This is a genomic window from Paenibacillus sp. BK033 (assembly GCF_004345425.1).
GTDB lineage: Bacteria > Bacillota > Bacilli > Paenibacillales > Paenibacillaceae > Pristimantibacillus.
In genome coordinates this window covers 33,080-52,071 of record NZ_SLVP01000008.1, presented here as the reverse complement: position 1 = coordinate 52,071, position 18,992 = coordinate 33,080, and the positions used below count along the sequence as shown (strand labels likewise).

The 18,992-nt window shown below is 51.5% G+C and carries 16 protein-coding genes; 13 read left to right on the top strand and 3 right to left on the bottom strand.

Annotated elements, in window-relative coordinates; genetic code table 11:
- Positions 1–327: 327 nt before the first annotated feature.
- From urtA to urtE, 5 genes are all read left to right on the top strand, one after another.
- A complete protein-coding gene (gene urtA, locus EV294_RS22885; protein WP_243711773.1) occupies positions 328–1,527 on the top strand; it encodes an urea ABC transporter substrate-binding protein in 1,200 nt (399 codons plus the stop codon).
- 102 nt (positions 1,528–1,629) lie between these two features.
- Positions 1,630–2,535: an urea ABC transporter permease subunit UrtB gene (urtB, locus tag EV294_RS22880; protein WP_132311072.1), complete on the top strand. Its 906-nt coding sequence runs from the start codon at positions 1,630–1,632 to the stop codon at positions 2,533–2,535.
- Between the two features lie 18 nt (positions 2,536–2,553).
- On the top strand, positions 2,554–3,648 hold the full coding sequence (gene urtC / locus EV294_RS22875) for an urea ABC transporter permease subunit UrtC (RefSeq protein ID WP_132311070.1): 1,095 nt from the start codon (positions 2,554–2,556) through the stop codon (positions 3,646–3,648).
- The gene (gene urtD, locus EV294_RS22870; protein ID WP_132311068.1) at positions 3,620–4,396 is read left to right on the top strand and encodes an urea ABC transporter ATP-binding protein UrtD; all 777 of its coding nucleotides are present in this window, start codon (positions 3,620–3,622) and stop codon (positions 4,394–4,396) included. The genes urtC and urtD overlap by 29 nt, the downstream gene beginning before the upstream one ends.
- Positions 4,374–5,075: an urea ABC transporter ATP-binding subunit UrtE gene (gene urtE, locus EV294_RS22865; protein WP_132311066.1), complete on the top strand. Its 702-nt coding sequence runs from the start codon at positions 4,374–4,376 to the stop codon at positions 5,073–5,075. The genes urtD and urtE overlap by 23 nt, the downstream gene beginning before the upstream one ends.
- 293 nt (positions 5,076–5,368) lie before the next feature.
- On the opposite strand, the gene EV294_RS22860 is transcribed toward urtE, so the two are convergent.
- Entirely contained in the window at positions 5,369–6,061 is a 693-nt protein-coding gene (locus EV294_RS22860) for a Dph6-related ATP pyrophosphatase (protein WP_132311064.1), read from the bottom strand.
- Positions 6,062–6,339: 278 nt separating this feature from the next.
- On the opposite strand from EV294_RS22860, the gene EV294_RS22855 reads away from it, so the two are divergent.
- Positions 6,340–7,176 (top strand): RMD1 family protein, encoded by an 837-nt coding sequence (locus tag EV294_RS22855; RefSeq protein ID WP_132311062.1) that lies wholly within the window; start codon positions 6,340–6,342, stop codon positions 7,174–7,176.
- A 65-nt stretch (positions 7,177–7,241) separates the two neighbouring features.
- Here EV294_RS22855 and EV294_RS22850 read toward each other — a convergent pair whose 3' ends face one another.
- Positions 7,242–9,194 (bottom strand): stalk domain-containing protein, encoded by a 1,953-nt coding sequence (locus tag EV294_RS22850; RefSeq protein ID WP_132311060.1) that lies wholly within the window; start codon positions 9,192–9,194, stop codon positions 7,242–7,244.
- Positions 9,195–9,437: 243 nt separating this feature from the next.
- Here EV294_RS22850 and EV294_RS22845 point away from each other — a divergent pair, with 243 nt between their 5' ends.
- Both EV294_RS22845 and EV294_RS22840 read left to right on the top strand, forming a co-directional pair.
- Positions 9,438–10,067 carry a 2OG-Fe(II) oxygenase gene (locus EV294_RS22845; RefSeq protein WP_132311058.1) on the top strand — a complete coding sequence of 210 codons (630 nt, stop codon included), beginning with the start codon at positions 9,438–9,440 and terminating at the stop codon, positions 10,065–10,067.
- 234 nt (positions 10,068–10,301) lie between these two features.
- Complete coding sequence (locus EV294_RS22840; RefSeq protein WP_132311056.1) at positions 10,302–11,858, top strand: ABC-F family ATP-binding cassette domain-containing protein; 1,557 nt, start codon at positions 10,302–10,304, stop codon at positions 11,856–11,858.
- Positions 11,859–11,887: 29 nt separating this feature from the next.
- On the opposite strand, the gene EV294_RS22835 is transcribed toward EV294_RS22840, so the two are convergent.
- Positions 11,888–12,436 carry a hypothetical protein gene (locus tag EV294_RS22835; RefSeq protein ID WP_132311054.1) on the bottom strand — a complete coding sequence of 183 codons (549 nt, stop codon included), beginning with the start codon at positions 12,434–12,436 and terminating at the stop codon, positions 11,888–11,890.
- 93 nt (positions 12,437–12,529) lie between these two features.
- Between EV294_RS22835 and EV294_RS22830 the strand changes: the two genes are divergently transcribed.
- From EV294_RS22830 to EV294_RS22810, 5 genes are all read left to right on the top strand, one after another.
- Positions 12,530–13,123, top strand: a complete 594-nt coding sequence (locus EV294_RS22830) for a TetR/AcrR family transcriptional regulator (protein ID WP_132311052.1) — start codon at positions 12,530–12,532, stop codon at positions 13,121–13,123.
- A gap of 324 nt (positions 13,124–13,447) precedes the next feature.
- On the top strand, positions 13,448–14,587 hold the full coding sequence (locus EV294_RS22825; RefSeq protein WP_132311050.1) for a hypothetical protein: 1,140 nt from the start codon (positions 13,448–13,450) through the stop codon (positions 14,585–14,587).
- 34 nt (positions 14,588–14,621) lie between these two features.
- Complete coding sequence (gene wsfD, locus EV294_RS22820; RefSeq protein WP_132311048.1) at positions 14,622–16,157, top strand: glycan biosynthesis hexose transferase WsfD; 1,536 nt, start codon at positions 14,622–14,624, stop codon at positions 16,155–16,157.
- Positions 16,154–17,728, top strand: a complete 1,575-nt coding sequence (locus tag EV294_RS22815; RefSeq protein WP_132311046.1) for a hypothetical protein — start codon at positions 16,154–16,156, stop codon at positions 17,726–17,728. The genes wsfD and EV294_RS22815 overlap by 4 nt, the downstream gene beginning before the upstream one ends.
- Entirely contained in the window at positions 17,725–18,978 is a 1,254-nt protein-coding gene (locus EV294_RS22810; RefSeq protein WP_132311044.1) for a glycosyltransferase family 2 protein, read from the top strand. The genes EV294_RS22815 and EV294_RS22810 overlap by 4 nt, the downstream gene beginning before the upstream one ends.
- Positions 18,979–18,992 lie beyond the last annotated feature (14 nt).

Here is an 18,992-nt window from a genome sequence, read left to right as displayed (position 1 = left end):
CTATTGGTATAAGTATGGAAATTAACATAACACATTTTGTTAATTTAATGGTATAAACTACAAGATTTTGAGCTGATTAAATCATGAAAAATGCCGAAATTCATCGAAAAATACCCTTTTAAAACCGATTAATGAGGCGAATTTCCTCATTTTCTAATTTTAATGTCATGTATATTGACGTTAGGATTTGGCCGCCCCTATAATGAGGTTGCGAACAATGGTAACACATTCCAATTAAATGTTCGTAATTAGAAAGAAGAACTGGGGAGTGAAGAGATGAAAAAGAAATGGTTTTATCAGACGGGGCTTGTTGCGGTTGCGCTTAGCATGCTGCTTGCAGCCTGCGGCAACAATGAAAAACCGGCATCCACGACAACCGAGAGCAGTTCGGCGGAAGCTTCAGGAGATACGATTAAGGTAGGGGTCCTGCATTCCTTGAGCGGTACGATGGCGATCAGCGAGGTATCCGTTCGCGATGCGGAAATGATGGCGATTGAGGAAATTAACGCGGCGGGCGGCGTGCTTGGCAAGAAGATCGAAGCCATCCAGGAGGATGGCGCATCGGATTGGCCGACCTTTGCCGAGAAGGCGCGCAAGCTGCTCTCCGAGGATAAAGTCGCAACGGTGTTCGGGGGATGGACGTCCTCCAGCCGCAAAGCGATGAAGCCGGTATTCGAAGAATTAAACGGGCTGCTCTGGTACCCGGTGCAATACGAAGGGCTCGAGGCTTCCCCTAACATCTTCTATACGGGCGCTACAACGAACCAGCAGATCGTTCCTGCCGTGGATTGGCTGCTTGAGAACCGCGGCAAGAAATTTTACCTGCTTGGCTCGGACTACGTCTTCCCCCGTACGGCAAACCTGATCATCAAAGAACAATTGAAGGCAAAAGGCGGCGAAATGGTCGGAGAGGAATACACGCCGCTTGGCCATACCGACTACAGCACGATTATCAGCAAAATCAAAGAAGCAAAGCCGGACGTTGTATTTAATACGCTTAACGGCGACAGCAACGTAGCCTTCTTCAAGCAGCTGAAGGATGCGGGCATCACGGCCAAGGATATTACGACGCTGTCCGTATCGGTAGCGGAAGAAGAAATTCGCGGCATCGGCGTAGACGTGCTGCAGGGTCATCTGGCGGCTTGGAACTACTACCAAACAACGGATACGCCGGCGAACAAGACGTTCGTCGAGAATTATAAGAAGAAATACGGCGAAGACCGCGTGACGGCGGACCCGATTGAAGCGGGCTACACCGCGGTATACCTGTGGAAGGCTGCGGTGGAGAAGGCGGGCTCGACCGACGTGGATAAAGTCAAAGCGGCGGCGAAGGATCTCGAGTGGGATGCTCCGGAAGGCAAAGTGAAGATCGACGGCGAGAACCAGCATATTTACAAAACGGTCCGGATCGGCGAGGTGCAGGGAGACGGACAATTCAAGGAGCTGTGGAACTCCGGGGATGCCGTTATGCCGGATCCGTTCCTGAAAGGCTACGACTGGGCGGCAAGCATCAAGCCTACGGATTAACGAGCGGAGGCAGGCAATACGGCAAGGATGAAGGGAGAGTATTGGGCAGAGGTATGCTTCGGATACTCTCCTTTTGTATAACCCCGAAGGAGTTGAAGGCATATGGAGGTCATTACCTTGCAGCTGTTTAACGGGCTGAGCGTCAGCTCGATCCTGCTGCTGATTGCGCTAGGCCTGGCCATTACGTTTGGGCTCATGAAGGTCATCAATATGGCGCATGGCGAGCTCATTATGATTGGCGCTTACTCCACGTACTTGACGCAAAACATGTTTAAAGACAATTTGCCGAAGTCGATGTTTGACTGGTATTTCGTGCTCGCGATACCGGTCAGCTTCCTCATCGCCTTCCTATTTGGCCTAATCTTAGAGATGAGCCTGATCCGGTTTTTGTACGGCCGGCCGCTCGACAGCCTGCTTGCCACTTGGGGTGTCGGTCTGGTGCTGCAGCAGCTTGCGAGATCGGTCTTTGGCGCTCCTAACGTTGCGGTAACGAGTCCTACCTGGCTGGATGGCGGGGTCAGCTTCCTTGGCGCGGTTCTTCCCTATAAAAGGCTGTTTATTATCGGGCTTGTTATCGTTACGCTGCTTGCGATGTACTTCTATATTTACCGCAGCCTCGAGGGGCGCCGGATGCGGGCGGTTATGCAAAACCGCGACATGGCGGCATGCCTTGGCGTATCCACTCGCCGCGTCGACGCGATGACCTTCGCGATTGGTTCGGGCATTGCCGGCATCGCCGGCTGCGCGCTGACGCTGATTGGTCCGATTGGGCCATCGCTTGGCACTTATTATATCGTGGATGCGTTTATGGTGGTTGTGCTCGGCGGGGTCGGCAAGCTGGTGGGTACCGTGCTTGGCGCGCTCGGAATCGGCGTCTTTAACACGATGTTCGAATATTGGACGAATGCATCGCTTGGCAAAGTGCTCGTGTTCATCTGCATCGTGGCTTTCCTGCAATGGAGGCCGATGGGATTCGTCGCCATGCGTTCGCGCTCGCTTGATTCATAGAGAGAGGTGGAGAAGCAAATGTTGACGATGCGAAAACGTTCTCCCCAGCGTTTATGGCTGCTCGCCTGTTATGTCGCTGCTGCCGCTGCGCTGTTCTCGGCTCCGCTTTATTTAAGCGATTTCCGGTTAAACCTGCTCGCGAAGTTTCTGGCGTTTGCCATAGTAGCGCTTGGTCTGGATCTGATCTGGGGGTATACCGGCATTCTTAGTTTGGGGCATGGAATCTTCTTTGGATTAGGCGCCTATGCGATGGCGATGTATCTGAAGCTTGAGGCAAGCGGCGGGAAGCTGCCGGACTTCATGGGCTGGAGCGGATTAAACGAGCTGCCTATCTTCTGGAAGCCGTTCGAAAGCTTTGGCTTTGCGGTGCTGATGGGAATCCTCATACCAGCCGCGTTAGCGCTGTTTCTGGGTTTTTTCACCTTCCGCAACCGGATTCGCGGCGTGTACTTCACGATCTTGACGCAAGCTCTCGTCATTATCACGACAACGCTGCTTGTCGGACAGCAGGCTTATACGGGCGGGACTAACGGCGTTACGGGCTTCAGCAAATTATTAGGCGAGCCGATTGCTTCGCCGGATACGAAGCGGATGCTGTACGGGGTGACGGCGGCCGTGCTGGTGGCGGTGTTTATCCTATGCCGTTACGTGGTGAAAAGCCGGTTCGGGAAGGTGCTTCGCGCGATCCGGGACGGGGAGAACCGGGTCCGGTTCATCGGGTATAATCCGGCGGTCTACCAGATGGTTGTGTTTACGATGTCGGCGGCTATCGCCGGCATTGCGGGCATGCTGTTTGTACTGCATGTCGGCATTATCTCGCCTTCCATGATGGGGATTGTGCCTTCGATTGAGATGGTGCTGTGGGTTGCGATCGGCGGCCGCGGAACCTTGATCGGCGCAGCGCTTGGGGCGGTGCTGATGAATTGGGCAAAAAGCGAGTTCAGCACCACGTATCCGCAAGGATGGACGTATTTCCTCGGCGGCGTATTTATTCTGGTCGTCGTGTTCCTGCCTAACGGGGTGGCGGGCCTTGCCGCCAAGCTGAAGTTCCGCAAGAAGAAAGAGGAGAGGGGTGAGCCGGAGCATGAGCGAGTCGAGTATCCTGCAATGTAATGAGGTGACTGTAGCTTTTGACGGCTTCAAGGCTATTCAGGGAATGAGCTTGCATTTGCGGAAAGGGGAGCTCCGTTTCCTCATTGGGCCCAACGGTGCCGGCAAAACAACGATGCTGGACGTGATCTGCGGCAAAGTGAAGCCAACGGCGGGGACGGTTACCTTCAAGCAGTCCATCGATATCGCGAAGAAAAAAGAACATCAGATCGCCGAGCTTGGCATCGGACGCAAGTTCCAGGCGCCGTCGATTTTTCCGTCGATGACGGTGTTCGAGAATCTGGAGATCGCCATGCGCCAGAAGCGCGGCGTATTTACGGTGCTGTTCGCCCGGATGAAAGCGGAGGAGCGGCAACGGATCGAACGGCAGCTTGAGATGATTGGGCTGCAGGATAAGGCGGATTGGCGGGCGGGCGGCTTATCGCATGGCGAGAAGCAATGGCTGGAGATTGGCATGATGCTGCTGCAGGAGCCGGAGGTGCTGCTGCTGGATGAACCGGTTGCCGGCATGACGGACAAGGAGACGGAGAAGACGGGCGAGCTGCTGCTCGAGATCGCCCGGCAGCGTTCCATCGTGGTTGTGGAGCATGACATGGAGTTTGTCCGCAACTTTGCGAGCAAGGTAACGGTTATGCATGAAGGAAAGCTGCTGAAGGAAGGCTCGATGGAAGAGGTGCAGCGGGATGACCGCGTAGCGGAGGTATACCTGGGGAAAAGGCGGGATGCGGATGCTAGCCGTTCAACAGCTTGAAGCGGGATACGGGGAAAGCGTGATTTTGCGAGATGTGACGCTGAGGGTCGAGCCGGGGCAGGTCGTCTGCTTGCTTGGGCGCAACGGCGTCGGGAAGACCACGCTGATGAAGAGCATTATGGGGCTGCTTAAAGCGCGGAAAGGTACTGTTGCCTACAACGGGAATGAGCTGACAAGGGCCGCTCCCGGCCGCCGAGCAAAGAGCGGAATTGGCTATGTGCCGCAGGGGCGCGAAATCTTCGGGCAGCTGACCGTCTACGAGAATATATTGGTCGGCCTTGAAGCCGCGCGCGAGAAGAAGGCGGTACGCTCTATTCCGGAGGAGGCAATCGCCAAGTTCCCGGTGCTGCCCACGATGTATAGCCGGCGCGGCGGCGACCTGAGCGGCGGACAGCAGCAGCAGCTGGCGTTCGCGCGGGCGCTCGCGTCAAAGCCGGAACTGCTGCTGCTCGATGAGCCATGCGAGGGTATTCAGCCCTCTATCGTGGATGACATCCGAGATGTCATCCGCTCAATAAAGGCAGACGGCAAGACATCGATTCTGCTTGTTGAGCAGAGCCTCGATTTTGTGAAAAGCGTCGGCGACTACTTCTATGTGCTGGATAAGGGGGCAATTGCCTGGGAAGGCGGCTTGGAGGATTTGGGCGACGAAGTGATTAAGAAGTATTTGACGGTGTGAGGACGCGGAACAACAGTGCCGAAATTCCTTAACTATAAGGAAGGTCCTGCAGGCTGCAGGCTAACTGCTAGCTGGGGGACGTTGCACGATTTGCAGGATATTTGTTTAATTCGAACAGTCTTGACGAAAGAGATTGCACAGAATGCAGTATATTTCGCGAATTTGTAAGCAATAGGATCCATTTTCTACAATATCCTGCACTTCGTGCAGGATATTTCCCTTTATCGAGCTGGATCGCAAAATTTTACTGCACTCTGTGCAACGTAGGCGAACTGCTGTGTTTCTAGCATTCCTTATGCCTCTATCAGCTCCAAAGGCAAAAAGGCGTAATCGCCGTGCTTGACAATACTGCCTTTGCGGACCGGGATGGGATGCTTGAAGAGAGGGCCGTCGATGACGGTCGTATGGAATTCGCCGCCTTCGCCGCAAGGATCAACGCCTCGAGACATAAGCTCCTGGATGTAGTCGTGAGTCAACACGCGTCCTAAATCCTCTTCCTTCATTCCCAACGTTAAATTGACAGTGACGACTACGGAGGTAAATCCGAGATGGATAAACTCTTCGACGGCCTCTTGATGATCCATTTCCCATAACGGCATTCCCAGCTTTAGACCGGCGATTTGCGTAACCTTGTCATGCCAGCAGTCCTGGACAGGCATATCCAAGTCTCCCGTGACTAACGCTTCAGCGCCCTGATGCTTGGCCTTTTCCAGAAGGGCTATAAATTCCTTTTCGTAATCCTCCCAGCTTGCGGCGGCCGTATATACGGGCAAGCCGATGGATTCCGCTTGGGCGCGGATTAGCTTCGGAGGCATGCCGTGGGATCGGGAGCGTTTTCCTTCTTCCTCCATCATGACGATAAGTCCAATCGGCTCCCCAACCTGCATCGATTTGTACAACGCAAGGGTGCTGTCTTTTCCTCCGCTAAAAGAAGCTATGAATTTACGCCCATGGGCACCGTTTTTCCAGTTCACCGTTTCTTTCATGTACTTCGATCTCCTTTTATTGTGCTCAGTGAATTGTAACACAATCTGCCGTCCCGTATACGAACGCGGCCGCTTAGGTACGCTGGATTTGCCCCAGTGAAATCAGGATAAAGCTGGTATCTTTCAATATTTCAATGCAAGCTAGCGCATAGGCGGAAGAGGCTGGGATCCCGGATTCCGGCTTTTTTTAGCCGAGCGGAATGGGTTATAAGAAAAGAGGACAGGGAATAATGTGGTAATACGCCAAAATTTCAGTTCGACTGAAAAGAGTGATGGAAATGAAGGAAATGACCTTTAAAGCTTACGCCATAACGAATGAAATTGATTTGAATCAAATCGCGATCCATTGCGGCATTCCCAAGAAATACACCTGGGAGCAGCCTTTGATGTTGAAAGGGGACATACTCGCTTCCATCCTAAAGCATCCGGTAGCCGATTCGCAGCAGGTACTGGTGTTTTCCTTCGGCAGTATTGTATTCGTTAATCATTCACGTTCCGAAGATATAAAGAGCTGTATGAGCTACCTCCAGTCCTTCGAACCGGATATTGATCTATTGAATGCGGATCGGTATACCGATGACTACCGGCTTCATTACGGAGAGATCGAGACGTTCGAGCTGACCGATGAGTACGTGGAAGTGCCCGAATACGAGATTTTCCATCCCGAGCTAATTTCTACGGTGCTTGCGAAGTCGGTTGCGCTCGAGAAAGTAGAGGAGCAGCTCGGGAAAATTCATGACAAGCTGGAAACCATGATTGAGCGGCTGGAAAAAGGAAAGCTGAGAATCGGCAACAAAGAGCTAGCCAGAACAACGGCAATCATCTTGCGTTACGAGTACAACACCCTTGGCTATATCATGATTTTGGATAAGCCCGATATTACGTGGAGCAGCAGCCAAGCCGGCGAATTTTACGACAGTATGCTGGAGTTTTTCGAGCTGAATGACCGCTATAAAATATTAAAAAGCAAAACGGAATTTCTGCATCACATTATGGAAGGCTTCTCGACAATCAGCCATTCGATACGCGGATTGTTTGTTGAATGGATTATTGTAATCCTCATTGTCATAGAGGTTATTCTGACCGTGCTGCAAATTGCCGGCGTACTGCCATAACACCTTTCATGAATTACAAGCCAAAACCTCAGTTTTGAACAAACTGAGGTTTTGGAGTTGCCTATTTAGCTAGTATAAATTGAAGTTACTATTCCGTTAACGAAGGTCACGTAATTGAAGTAGCCATATCCCCATGTCTCAACGGTTATACCATTGCCGCTCAATCGGCTGGTTGATGCTGGTTGACCTATGGAGAGAAGGACTTGGTCCTTTGTCATCCCCGTTGCGACCTTCTCCTCTTTTATCAATGTCCATGTCGAAGTGGACCATTTGTATTTTTTGTAGGGGTCATAATTAAGGAAATAATAACTGCCCGTAAATAGATTAACCACATTGTCTCTAGCCATTTCATAACTTTTCAGTTGCGTGCCATTTTGTTTTTTGAACACAATTGTAAAGTAATAGCCTTGACTATCCGGAATGATATCAGTAATCGTTACTTTATTGAATCTCTCCCAGCCTTGGAAGTGATTGACCCAATAAGATTTGCCGATGTAAGAAGCCAAGTTCCCTTGCAATTCTTTTTTATATATTTTCGCAGTATCCGGCGTCTCTACAGATAAAGTTGCATTACCAAATGAGATATGTATGATTTTATATTTCGAATCCCACTTCAAGGCAGCGCCGAACACTTTGCTTAACAGAGCTGCAGGGAATACGGTTGTATTGTTCTCGCTTCGAACGGCTGCGTTCATGGTCAGATTGTTGCCGTTGACCTTCGCATTGGAATCGCCCTGCTTCAGTCTGATGGTAGTAGTTCCTACTTGAATATCAAAGGTTTTGCTGGAAGAAGTATAAACAACTGTCCCCCCAAGCGCTTTGAATACGGATTGAACCGGTAGGTAAGTAATACTGTTCCTCTGTATTGCATTAGAAAGATTGGATGGAAGGCTGATGGCTATCGTTAAGGTTTTGGTCAAGCTTCCCGATGTAACCGTAACTTTGGTTACTCCGACTGCCAGAGCTTTAAGCGTACCGTCTGAATTTTTCTTTAATAAGTAAGGTTTTTCAATCGTTGCATTCGCTTGACTTAAAGGAATTGTTTTCTTTGAACCGTTAGAATAGCTCTCGGTAATCGTAGCTTTTATGCTGTCTCCAACATAAGACTTCGTTGAGGAAACCGTGAAATTGATTCCTGACAAGCTGGGACTTTCAATATTCGTTATTACTCCATTCTCATATTGTTTCCAGCTCCCGTCCGATAGCTGGTATGCAAAAGAATTCTTGCCCTTCGCATTCGCTGTTCTCGTAACTCCGCTGCCGATTTCATGAATTTGATCCGTCAGTTTATAGCGGTCGTTATATTCACCTGTTACCCATACCGTTCCATCCTTTAATGTAACAAGCAGTAAATTATCTGTAGTATATTCAATATAAGCTGCGTTTTGCGTTATGACTTCGGGCAGGATGCTGATTGTGGAACCGCTCGTATCATAATGAGTGAGGTCATATTTGGTTACTGTCCCGCTGTTATTCAGCACAACGGTATCGCCGTGGGCAGCCACATCGATAGCAATGATGGAATTAATGCCCGTACCCGCTGCCAGAGGCATCTTAAGAGAGCTGCTTCTAATTTCACCGGTGTTCGATACGGTTGAGAACATACTGTCATTAGCGGCAATCAATGCGATTCCATCGTAGCCCTGTTGACGTTGTCCACCGGCCGACCATACCGTCCCATCTTGTTTCAGATAATATCCATTGGCAATTTGTTTAATTTCGGTTTGCTTGGTATCCACATGAGGAGCAGATATATAATCCCAAGTGACAAGCTCTCCGTTTTTGGTTACACCATAACCGTTATAGTCGTTGTCTCCCGCAATCGCGATTACGCCAAGATTTTTCTGTACGCTGCCATTCCTATTGTTGGCCCAGATTGAACCGTCATCCAGTAACATGCCTGAGTTTACGATGGATACAATATGAGCTCCGTTTGCGGCATTGATACTTTGTCCTTTAAACATTAACAATGTAATTATTAGGAAAAAAGACATGAAATACACAATAAATCTTTTCACTTCAGAAATCCCCTCTCTATTGTTAGGGCATAATATACCATAATAATTTAGAAGAATACTATTTCAATGATTGGAATAAAGGAGGTAATATTTTCAAATCGCTTGCTTTGTCATGATTATGAACAAGCCTGACATTGCATGAATATAAAGGGATTGCCGGTTAAGACGGAGAATTACTTAATCGACTGATTTAATGCCTAATCGAATACGTCCTCAGTATTCTATATTGGAGGAACTAAGGCGATGACCATTAAAGAGCAGACGATCGTAACGTCTTCGGGGAGCAAGATACTAACCAAGGACAAAGAGATTCGTATCGTTGGGAAGTTGGATGAACCGCTTATTTTGATTCTGGAAAATGTATTGAGTCCCGCGGAATGCGACTTGTTGATTGACTTGGCAGCAGCTAGAATGCAGCGTGCCAAAATTGGGAGCTCTCACGATGTCAGCGAAGTCAGAACAAGCAGCAGCATGTTTTTTGAGGAAAGCGAAAATGAATGCGTCGGACAAGTCGAAGCCCGGGCGGCCGAACTGATGAATATCCCGGTCTCCCATGCGGAACCGCTGCAGGTGTTGCGGTATCAGCCCGGAGAACAGTATCATCCTCATTTCGATTATTTCACGCCCGGCAGCAATAGGAACAATCGGATCAGCACGCTGATTATGTATTTGAATGACGTGGAGGAAGGCGGCGAGACGTATTTCCCTTCTCTTCATTTTTCGGTAACGCCTAAGAAAGGCAGCGCGGTATACTTTGAATATTTTTATAACGATACCCGCCTGAACGAGTTAACGCTGCATGCGGGACATCCCGTAGCAGCCGGGGAGAAGTGGGTAGCAACCCAATGGATGAGAAGACAAAGATATCGTTAAATCTGTAGCCGTATAACGAGTCGGATATCCGCTTAGGATGCCGGCTCGTTTTATTTTATAGCATCGTTTTTTTATGTCCCTATGCATGCCGCCATGATTCTGGAGGCTAAGAAACCTCGCTGTATCCGCTGCTGCCGGGAGTTAGATGAGCGGATGTGTGGTACAATGAATCGACTCATTCGAGAGAATGCGTCATCATTAAATATGTTCATACATGAATGGAGATAAAGAAGAATGAGTTTGTTGACGGTGGAGCAGTTATCGCATACGTTTGGCGACCGCGTATTATTTAAGGACGTGAATTTTCGGCTGCTTGAGGGAGAGCATATCGGCCTGGTAGGCGCGAATGGCACTGGGAAATCGACGCTTATGAATATTTTGACGGGCAAGCTGCTGAAGGACGAAGGCAAGGTGGAATGGACGCCCCGCGTTCGTTACGGTTATCTGGACCAGCATACGAAGCTTGAGGCGGGAAAGACAATCCGCGATGTGCTTAAGGACGCGTTCCTGCCGCTGCTTGTGTTAGAGGAGGAGCTTAACGAGATTGCCGCGCAGATGGGCGAAGCCGATCCGGACACGCTGGAGCAGCTGCTGGCGCGCATGGGGGAAATTCAAGAGGAGCTCGAAATCGGGGATTTCTATTTGATCGACGTGAAGGTCGATGAGATGGCTAACGGTCTGGGTCTGAACGCAATCGGCCTTGACCGTGACGTTACGGCGCTTAGCGGCGGCCAGCGGACGAAGGTGCTGCTTGCCAAGCTGCTGCTCGAGAAGCCTGGCGTCTTATTGCTTGATGAGCCTACCAACTATTTGGACGAAGAGCATATTAACTGGCTGACGAACTATTTGAAAAATTACCCTTATGCCTTTGTTCTTATTTCCCACGAGACCGGCTTTATGAACCAGGTCGTTAACGTGATTTATCATCTTGAATTTACGCGGCTGACGCGATACACCGCCAACTACGAGAAGTTTCTGGAGATGGCCGAGCTGAACAAAGCGCAGCATATCGACGCCTACGCGAAGCAGCAGGAGTATATTAAGAAGCAGGAAGAGTTTATTCAGAAAAATAAAGCCCGCGCATCCACGTCCGGGCGTGCGAAGAGCCGCGAGAAGCAGCTGGGCCGCATCGACCGGATCGACAAGCCGGAGGAAGCGGCGAAGCCCAGCTTCAGCTTTAAGGAGTCCAGAACAAGCGGCAAGACCGTATTCGAAGCGCAGGGAATGGTTATCGGCTACAATAAACCGCTCCTGCCCAAGCTGGATATGGTCATTGAGCGCGGCGATAAGATTGCGATCGTAGGCTGCAACGGCGTGGGTAAATCCACGCTTCTGAAATCGATTCTTGGCGTTATTCCGCCGCTGGAGGGCAAGACCTACCTTGGCGATTATTTATCGCCTGCCTATTTCGAGCAGGAGGCGAAGGCGCCGACAATGACTCCGCTGGAGGATGTATGGGATGAGTTTTCTTCCATGAACCAGCATGAGGTTCGGGCAGCGCTTGCCCGCTGCGGGCTCAAGAACGAGCATATTACCCGCCCCCTTAATCAGCTCAGCGGGGGAGAGCAGGCGAAGGTTCGTTTGTGCAAGCTGATGATGCGGGAGAGCAACTGGATTCTGTTCGATGAACCAACGAACCATTTGGACATCGTTGCCAAGGCTGAACTGAAGCGTGCGCTGAAAGCCTACAAGGGCACTATCGTTCTTGTTTCCCACGAGCCTGATTTCTATGAGGATTGGGCGACGAAAACATGGGATGTGGAGGCCTGGGCTCTGCAAAGCCAGAGATAAGATAGAGTAAAGCAAAGAAAGAGCATAGCTTAATCGCTATGCTCTTTCTTTGCTTTGCGCGGCCATAACGTGTAACTGAAGCTCATCAGAAAATCGATGGCAAGGATAATGGACCACTTCTGAATGACCGACAGAAGACTTGCCGTCCGGGTCTCGTCGCCGATCCATAGTATGATGCCGTACAGCAAAGCGCAGCCGATCAGCCAGGCAAGCAGATGACGCAGCCATCCTGTCCGCTCATTCCGCGCATGTTCCGCGCCATGCTTAACCTTAGGTTCCGGGGGAGGACCTCCGGCGAACCGATGAGCAAAGCGGATATCCGCCCAGCGGATCATCCGGCTTCCGAATGCAATCGAAACGCCGATATAAATGGCTGCGAGGCCATGAACAAAGCTGGCTTCTCCGCCTTGACGCAAGTCGTATGCGGTGGCGGCGAGCAGGACCAGATCCACAACCGGCGTGCAGGCCAGCAGAATGGCGCCCAGCTTCTTGCGGCGCAGAAGGTATCGGCATGCCAGACCCGCAAGCACGAACACCCAGAACGCCATTTCACAGCCGATAATGACAGAGACGACCATAGAGGTATGAATCCGCTCCTTTTTTAGCACAATTGTATTATTAAGATTATAACACAGTTGTGCTAAAAAAGGACGGGGGATTATAATAGAGCCATGCCTAAAATTGTCGATCATCAAGTACGCAAGGAGCAATTGGCGGAGGCAGCCTGGCAGGTAATCCGCCGGGAGGGCTTGGACAAGCTTTCCGTACGCCGCGTAGCCGAGGAAGCGGGCATATCGCTTGGTTCGCTGAGGCATTATTTCGATACGCAAGCCGAGCTGCTGACCTTCTCCATGCGGCTTCTGTCGAAGCGGGTGAATGAACGCATCCGGAAGCTGGACTATACCGATGATATGCGTCGCAATATGGAGATGGTTATCGCAGAGCTGCTGCCATTGGACGAAGAGCGTACGGCGGAAGCGGAGCTGTGGCTTTCCTACGTCGGGAAGACGATTTCCGACCCTGCTATTCGCGAGCTAAGTCTTGAAGTGCATGACGAGTTGTATGCCGGCTTTCGGCAAATGCTCGATACGTTGATTAGCCTTAATCTGGCCAAGGACGGAATTGATCCCGGAGAGGAGACGAAATTACTGCATGCCCTTGTGGACGGTCTGGTTGTGCACCGGGTAATGGTTCCGGAGCGGATTGACGCGGTGGAGATGGAGCGTATGGTTTCCCGTCATCTGGACCGAATCTTCAGAGGCTGATTCTCTCAAATGCGGCAGCCGTATAGAAGCGGAAATCAGCCCCTTGCCGGGGCCGGTTTCCGCTTTTTTCCTTTGTTGTTCTATCATTTGAAATAGATCGCGGGTCTGAAATAAATGAGAGCGTTTAACCCGGCCAAAGCTCAAAATTTAGTCAAAAATTCTCATATTTTAGCAACATTTATCGGTTATGCTTGAATCAAGTCCGTTTTTCGCGGCAATTGTTAAACTTCCTTTAATTGCTACTCGTCTTGGGAATAACGCAAAAGGTATGATATTTAAAATGGGAATAGAGTAACAGATTTAATATATACGGGGTTGAAGACGGTGAATAAACGATGGGGCTTTGCGGCCGTTATGCTAGTGATCCTGCTGGCCGCGTATTGGGCGTACAGCAGCAGGGACGGCGGGGAGGAAAATAGCAAAGACAGCGTGGCTCTGCCCTCGAAATTTGGCGATACGCCTCAGCTTATAACGCATCGGGAGGAATTGCAGCAATTCATCGGGCAGAAGCTCATGGGAGCAGCCGGCGTCTATACGAATTACAAGGAGACGGATGAAGCGGCGGAAACCGCTACCGGGCATGAGACGCTAAGCGAGTCGGCCGGCCTGCTCATGCGTTATTACGCCCTTACCGGGCAGAAGGAAGCTTTCGATGCCGTATGGTCGCGTGCTAAAGAAACCCTCGCAGCGGATTATGGCTTCAGCTATCGCTATAGTCCTCTTCACGATAAAAAATATACCGTTAACGCCGTCGTTGACGATCTGCGGATTATCCGCGCGTTGTACGAGGCCGAGACCGCTTTCGGCAGCGGCGGTAACTATGGGCGGGAGGCTGCCCGTTACGGAGGACTCGTCTATGAGCACAATGTCCAGGGGGGCAAGCTGTACGATTTCTATGACGAGGCCTACGGAACAACTAATGATTTCCTAACCTTATGCTACGCCGATTTCCGGTCCATCCGGCTGCTTGGAGCTCCGTCCAAGGATAAACGGGCATTGGAAGAAGGGCTGCTTACTATCGTTTCGGGCGGGTATTTATCTGATAGGTTTCCTTTTTACGAAACCCGTTACGATTACAAATTGGGCAAGTATAGCGATCATGAAGGAGAAATCAATACCATTGAGTCGCTGCTGACGGTATTGTCGCTCGCCGAAGTGGATCGGGAGCGTACCGCTAGCATTACGTATCTCAAGCAGGCAGTGGAAGCGGGAACGCTTTACGGACGTTACAGCCGGGACGGCAAGCCGGCGACGGATATCCAATCTACGGCCGCTTACGCGATTGCCGCGATGATTGGCTCGACATTGGGAGATCAAAAGCTTTATCGGGAGAGCATGGAGCGCATGGAGCAATACCGCGTGGAGGATCCAGCAAGCCCGATTGCCGGAGGCTTTGGGAATCCGGCAACGGAAGACGTCTATTCGTTCGATAATTTGACGGCTTTATTGGCGTATGCCTATTAAGACTTCATAGAGTGCGTAAGGAAAGGGGCATGGCATGAATAAGCTGCAGCGCATGAAGCTCGCGCAAACGATAATCGCATGGCAAAAGAACATATCTCCGGCCTCGTTGGCTGCGTTTGGCGTTGCGCTTATTTTGCTGATCGAGCTTTTCATTCCGCCTTATATCGGAATGGCGGATAACGGGGACTATTACCGGATCTTATACAGCAACGGGTTGTACTTCAGCGCACCCGAATATACCGGTCAGACGCTCGGATATTTTGTCAAAAATTTCGGAATTTTCCAATACTACAACGAGAACAGCGCCCTGCTGTATTCCTCTCAGACTCTATTCGTCCGTCTGTCGCTTATGATCAGCGAGTGGTTTGGTTATGACCGGCAGTTCGATATCCGGATTCAAGCGGCGTTATACGGCGTGCTGTATGTCGGTGCGGTGTACCTGCTCGTGAAGGCTGCCGCCTGGAAGGCTTCGCGCCGTGCGGGTTACGGATTGGCGCTTGGGGCTATTTTCGTATTCGGGGATATCGGATACCTTGCGTATTTTAACTCTTTCTATAGCGAAAGCGTCGTGCTGATCATGCTGATGTACCTGTTCAGCGCGGGGATGCTGCTGTACCAGCGGCAGTACAACGATTATTTCCTGCTGTTCCTCTTCGGGGCAAGCGCGATGATCCTCACCACAAGCAAGCAGCAGAATGCGCCCATCGGCCTCATTGTCGCGCTGGTGGCGGTCCTGTTTGTCTTCCTGAGGCGGGACAGGATCTTCCGTACGCTCGTCGGTCTGCAGGCGGTTGTCCTGATTCTGACCGCGGTGGGAACGTATGTCCTTATTCCGGAGCAATTCGTCAACATCAACAAGTACCACGCGATGACAAGAGGCGTATTGATGACCGCGGATAATCCGGAAAAGGCGCTCGATTTCTTCGGAATCGACAGGCAGTTCGCGGTGCTTACCGGCGCCATTTATTATGACCAATTCTCTCCAATTCCAGTCGAATCGGAAGAGATGCAGACGCAGTTTCTGGACAAATACGGCTTCCCTTCCATCGCCAGGTATTACTTGACTCATCCCGAGGCGGCGGGAAGGATTTTCGAGACGGCAGCGCACAATGCCTTCTCTAACCGGACCAAGCTCGGAAATTACGAGAAATCGGCGGACAAGCCGTTTGGCGCGCGCACGATAGCCTTCTCCGGTTATAGCTATTTGAAAGAATGGGCCGCACCGAAGACTTCCGGGTTTGTAGTCTTATGGATGATTGTCATTGTAGGGCTGTACAGCACATCCTTCTACAGGGCCGTGAAGGAGCGAACGCTGCGGCGGACTCTTCGGCTGTCGGTCATTCTCATGATGATGCTGTCGGGACTGTGCGCAATGGCGGTTTCCGTTATCGGCGCCGGGGACGCGGACCTCGCCAAGCATGAATTTTTATTTGCGGCGGCGTTTGATCTGGTGACCTTCTGGGTTATTGCGGACTGCGTCTGCCGCCGCTTATGGGGACCAAACGCGAAGAGGAATGCAGGCGAGGAGGACTCCGAGCCTTCCGCGCAGCTACAGGAGGGACGGCAATGAGATGGCTGGCAGGAATCAAACTGTATTTGTTGATCGCGCTTTGTCTTTCCCTGCCGGCGGCTGTGCTGCTCCGGGCGCCGGTACCGGCAGCGGCCGCGCAGGATTCGGTCAAAGCGGCCAAGGTGCTGCTCGTCTATGACAGTCTGGGGGTGGATACTCCCGCGGCGGGTAATATAGAGACTTTGCAGCGGCTGCTGCTTTCCTTGGGCGCGACGGTGAAGACAGTCTCTTCGGATGCTTATAAGCCCGAAATGGCCGAAGATTATGCGAAGCTGATTACCGTATGCAACACGGAGGATTTATGCGGATCCATGACGCGCGATATAACGTCTTTTGCGGGCGGGTGGCTTCATATTGGGCCTAACCCTCCCGAAATGGTTCGCGGGAAGCTTGCTCTAAAGACGGATATGGCGAGCAGGCAGTCCTTAAAGCTGTCGGACGGCGGCCTGTTCGAGGAGCATATCTACGTTAATCGTCTTGCCTACATAACGGAAGGAAATGGCGAGACTTACGGACAGATGACCTTCTCGGAGGGAGCGCTTCAGTCTCCATTTGCCGTATCGGCGGGCGGTTATGCTTACGTACCGTATTTCCAATCGGGCAACCTGAGCGAATTGGCGGTTGCTTCCGTTCTTCGCGCTTGGCTTGGGGTAGAGGCTCCGACGCAATCCTATCTGCTTGTTCGCGGCATCACGCCTTTCATTGATCCGGACAAGCTGGAGGCGCTATCGGAGCAGCTGTATAATGCCGGAATTCCGTTTCTCGTAAGCGTAAGCCCGTTGTTTCAAAATACGGATTATCCGGCGATGCAGCGATATTTGGCTGCTCTGCAAACCGTCCAGTCCTACAACGGCAGCGTGCTTGTGCAAGTGCCGACGCCAACTTCGGCGGGGCAGGATCCTTCCATTCTGAAGTCGCAGATGAACGGCTTTCTGAATCATCTGGCCGATGCGGGTATTGCCCCTCTCGGGATGACGGGAGATGTGAAGCGGGCACAGGAGAAGGAAGGACGGGAAGCGGGGTTTGCGTTCTCGGATACGACCATCCTGTTCGCCAATGAATCAGGGGGAACGGCCGGGCAAACGGAGGCCGTTCGGCCTTTTGCGGCATCCCCGTATACCATTCCTGCGAAGGTGCTGCTCCGGATCAGCCGCGAGAACAAGATCTGGCCGGCGTTTCCCGTAAATCTGGCCGTGACCTTTGACTGGTTCGGGAGCGACGCCAGTCAAGAGGAGGCCGTGCGGGAGGCTGCCGGCAGCTGGCTGCCGTTTGCGGACTTCAAGTCGGAGACGCATAGCCTCAGCAGCAGCGCGCATAAGGCCGAGTCGCGCAGCGGAGCCCTTCTGCTGGATGGCAAGCCGGCCGATCTGCAGGAGCAGGCGGAGCCGGAAGAGCAGGCTGCCGTCGTTACGAGGCCGGAGCAAAAGGTCACGTTTCATGGGTTGTTTTCGGTGCAGAGCCGGATCCTCATTGTCCTTATCGTTACAACCTTGATGCTGTTCGCCGTGTTCCTCTTGATCGGATACCGGCTTTATAAGAAAAAATATTACAAGTCGGGAGGTGGCCTATGACGATACCGGATATATTAATGGTCATTTGCGTGCTCTGTATCTGGTCTCTGCTGCTCGTTAATATTGCGCTGATTATCGCCGGCTACTTCTACTATATAAAGCTGGAGAACGAGAAGCCGCCCGAGCTTCCTCCGGGGGAAGAGCCTTTCGTGTCGATAATGGTGCCGGCCCACAACGAAGGCAAGGTTATTGTCAAAACGGTAGAGTCGCTGCTTGCCCTCGATTATCCGCATGACCGTTACGAGATTATCGTCATTAACGATAATTCCTCGGACAACAGCAGCGTGCTGCTGGGTCAGCTGCAGGAGAAGTATAAGGGGCGCAATCTGATTATCATCAATACCGATAACATTACCGGAGGCAAAGGCAAGTCCAACGCGCTTAACATCGGCTTCACCCGAAGCAAAGGCGAGCTTATCGCCATCTACGATGCGGATAATACGCCGGAGCGGACGGCGCTTCGTTATCTGGTAGCCGAAATCGTCAATGACGACAAGCTTGGGGCGGTGATCGGCAAATTCCGGACGCGGAACAGGGACCAGAACCTGCTTACCCGGTTTATTAACATCGAGACGCTGTCGTTCCAATGGATGGCGCAAGCGGGCAGGTGGAAGCTGTTCAAGCTGTGCACGATTCCGGGCACGAACTTCATCATGCGCCGCCATATCATTGAGGCGATTGGTGGCTGGGATACGAAAGCCATCGCGGAGGATACCGAGATCAGCTTCCGGATCTACATGATGGGTTACCGGATCAAGTTCCAGCCGAAGTCGGTTACCTGGGAGCAGGAGCCCCAGACGCTCAGGGTGTGGTTCAAGCAGCGGACGCGCTGGGCGAAGGGGAATATTTACGTCATCGTCAAAAACGTCCCGCTGCTCTTCCGGCCGGAAGCGCGGCGAATCCGCTTCGACATCCTTTATTTTCTGGCTATTTATTTCTTGCTTGTCACCTCGCTCTTAACGTCTGACGCGCTGCTCATTCTGCATGCGCTCGGTTACGTGCATACCACGATTGAGGGACTAAGCTTCTACTTATGGATACTGGCCATTACCTTGTTCGTGGTAGGGACGTTTATCACGCTGATCACGGAAAAAGGCGAAATGCACCCTTCGAATCTCGGCATTATTTTGCTTATGTACGTTACTTACTGCCAGATGTGGATGCTTGTTGCCGCCAATGGCATGTTCCAATATTTGAAGGACGTGATTTTTAAACGCGAGGCCAAATGGTATAAAACAGAACGGTTCTGACCGGAAGGAAGTGA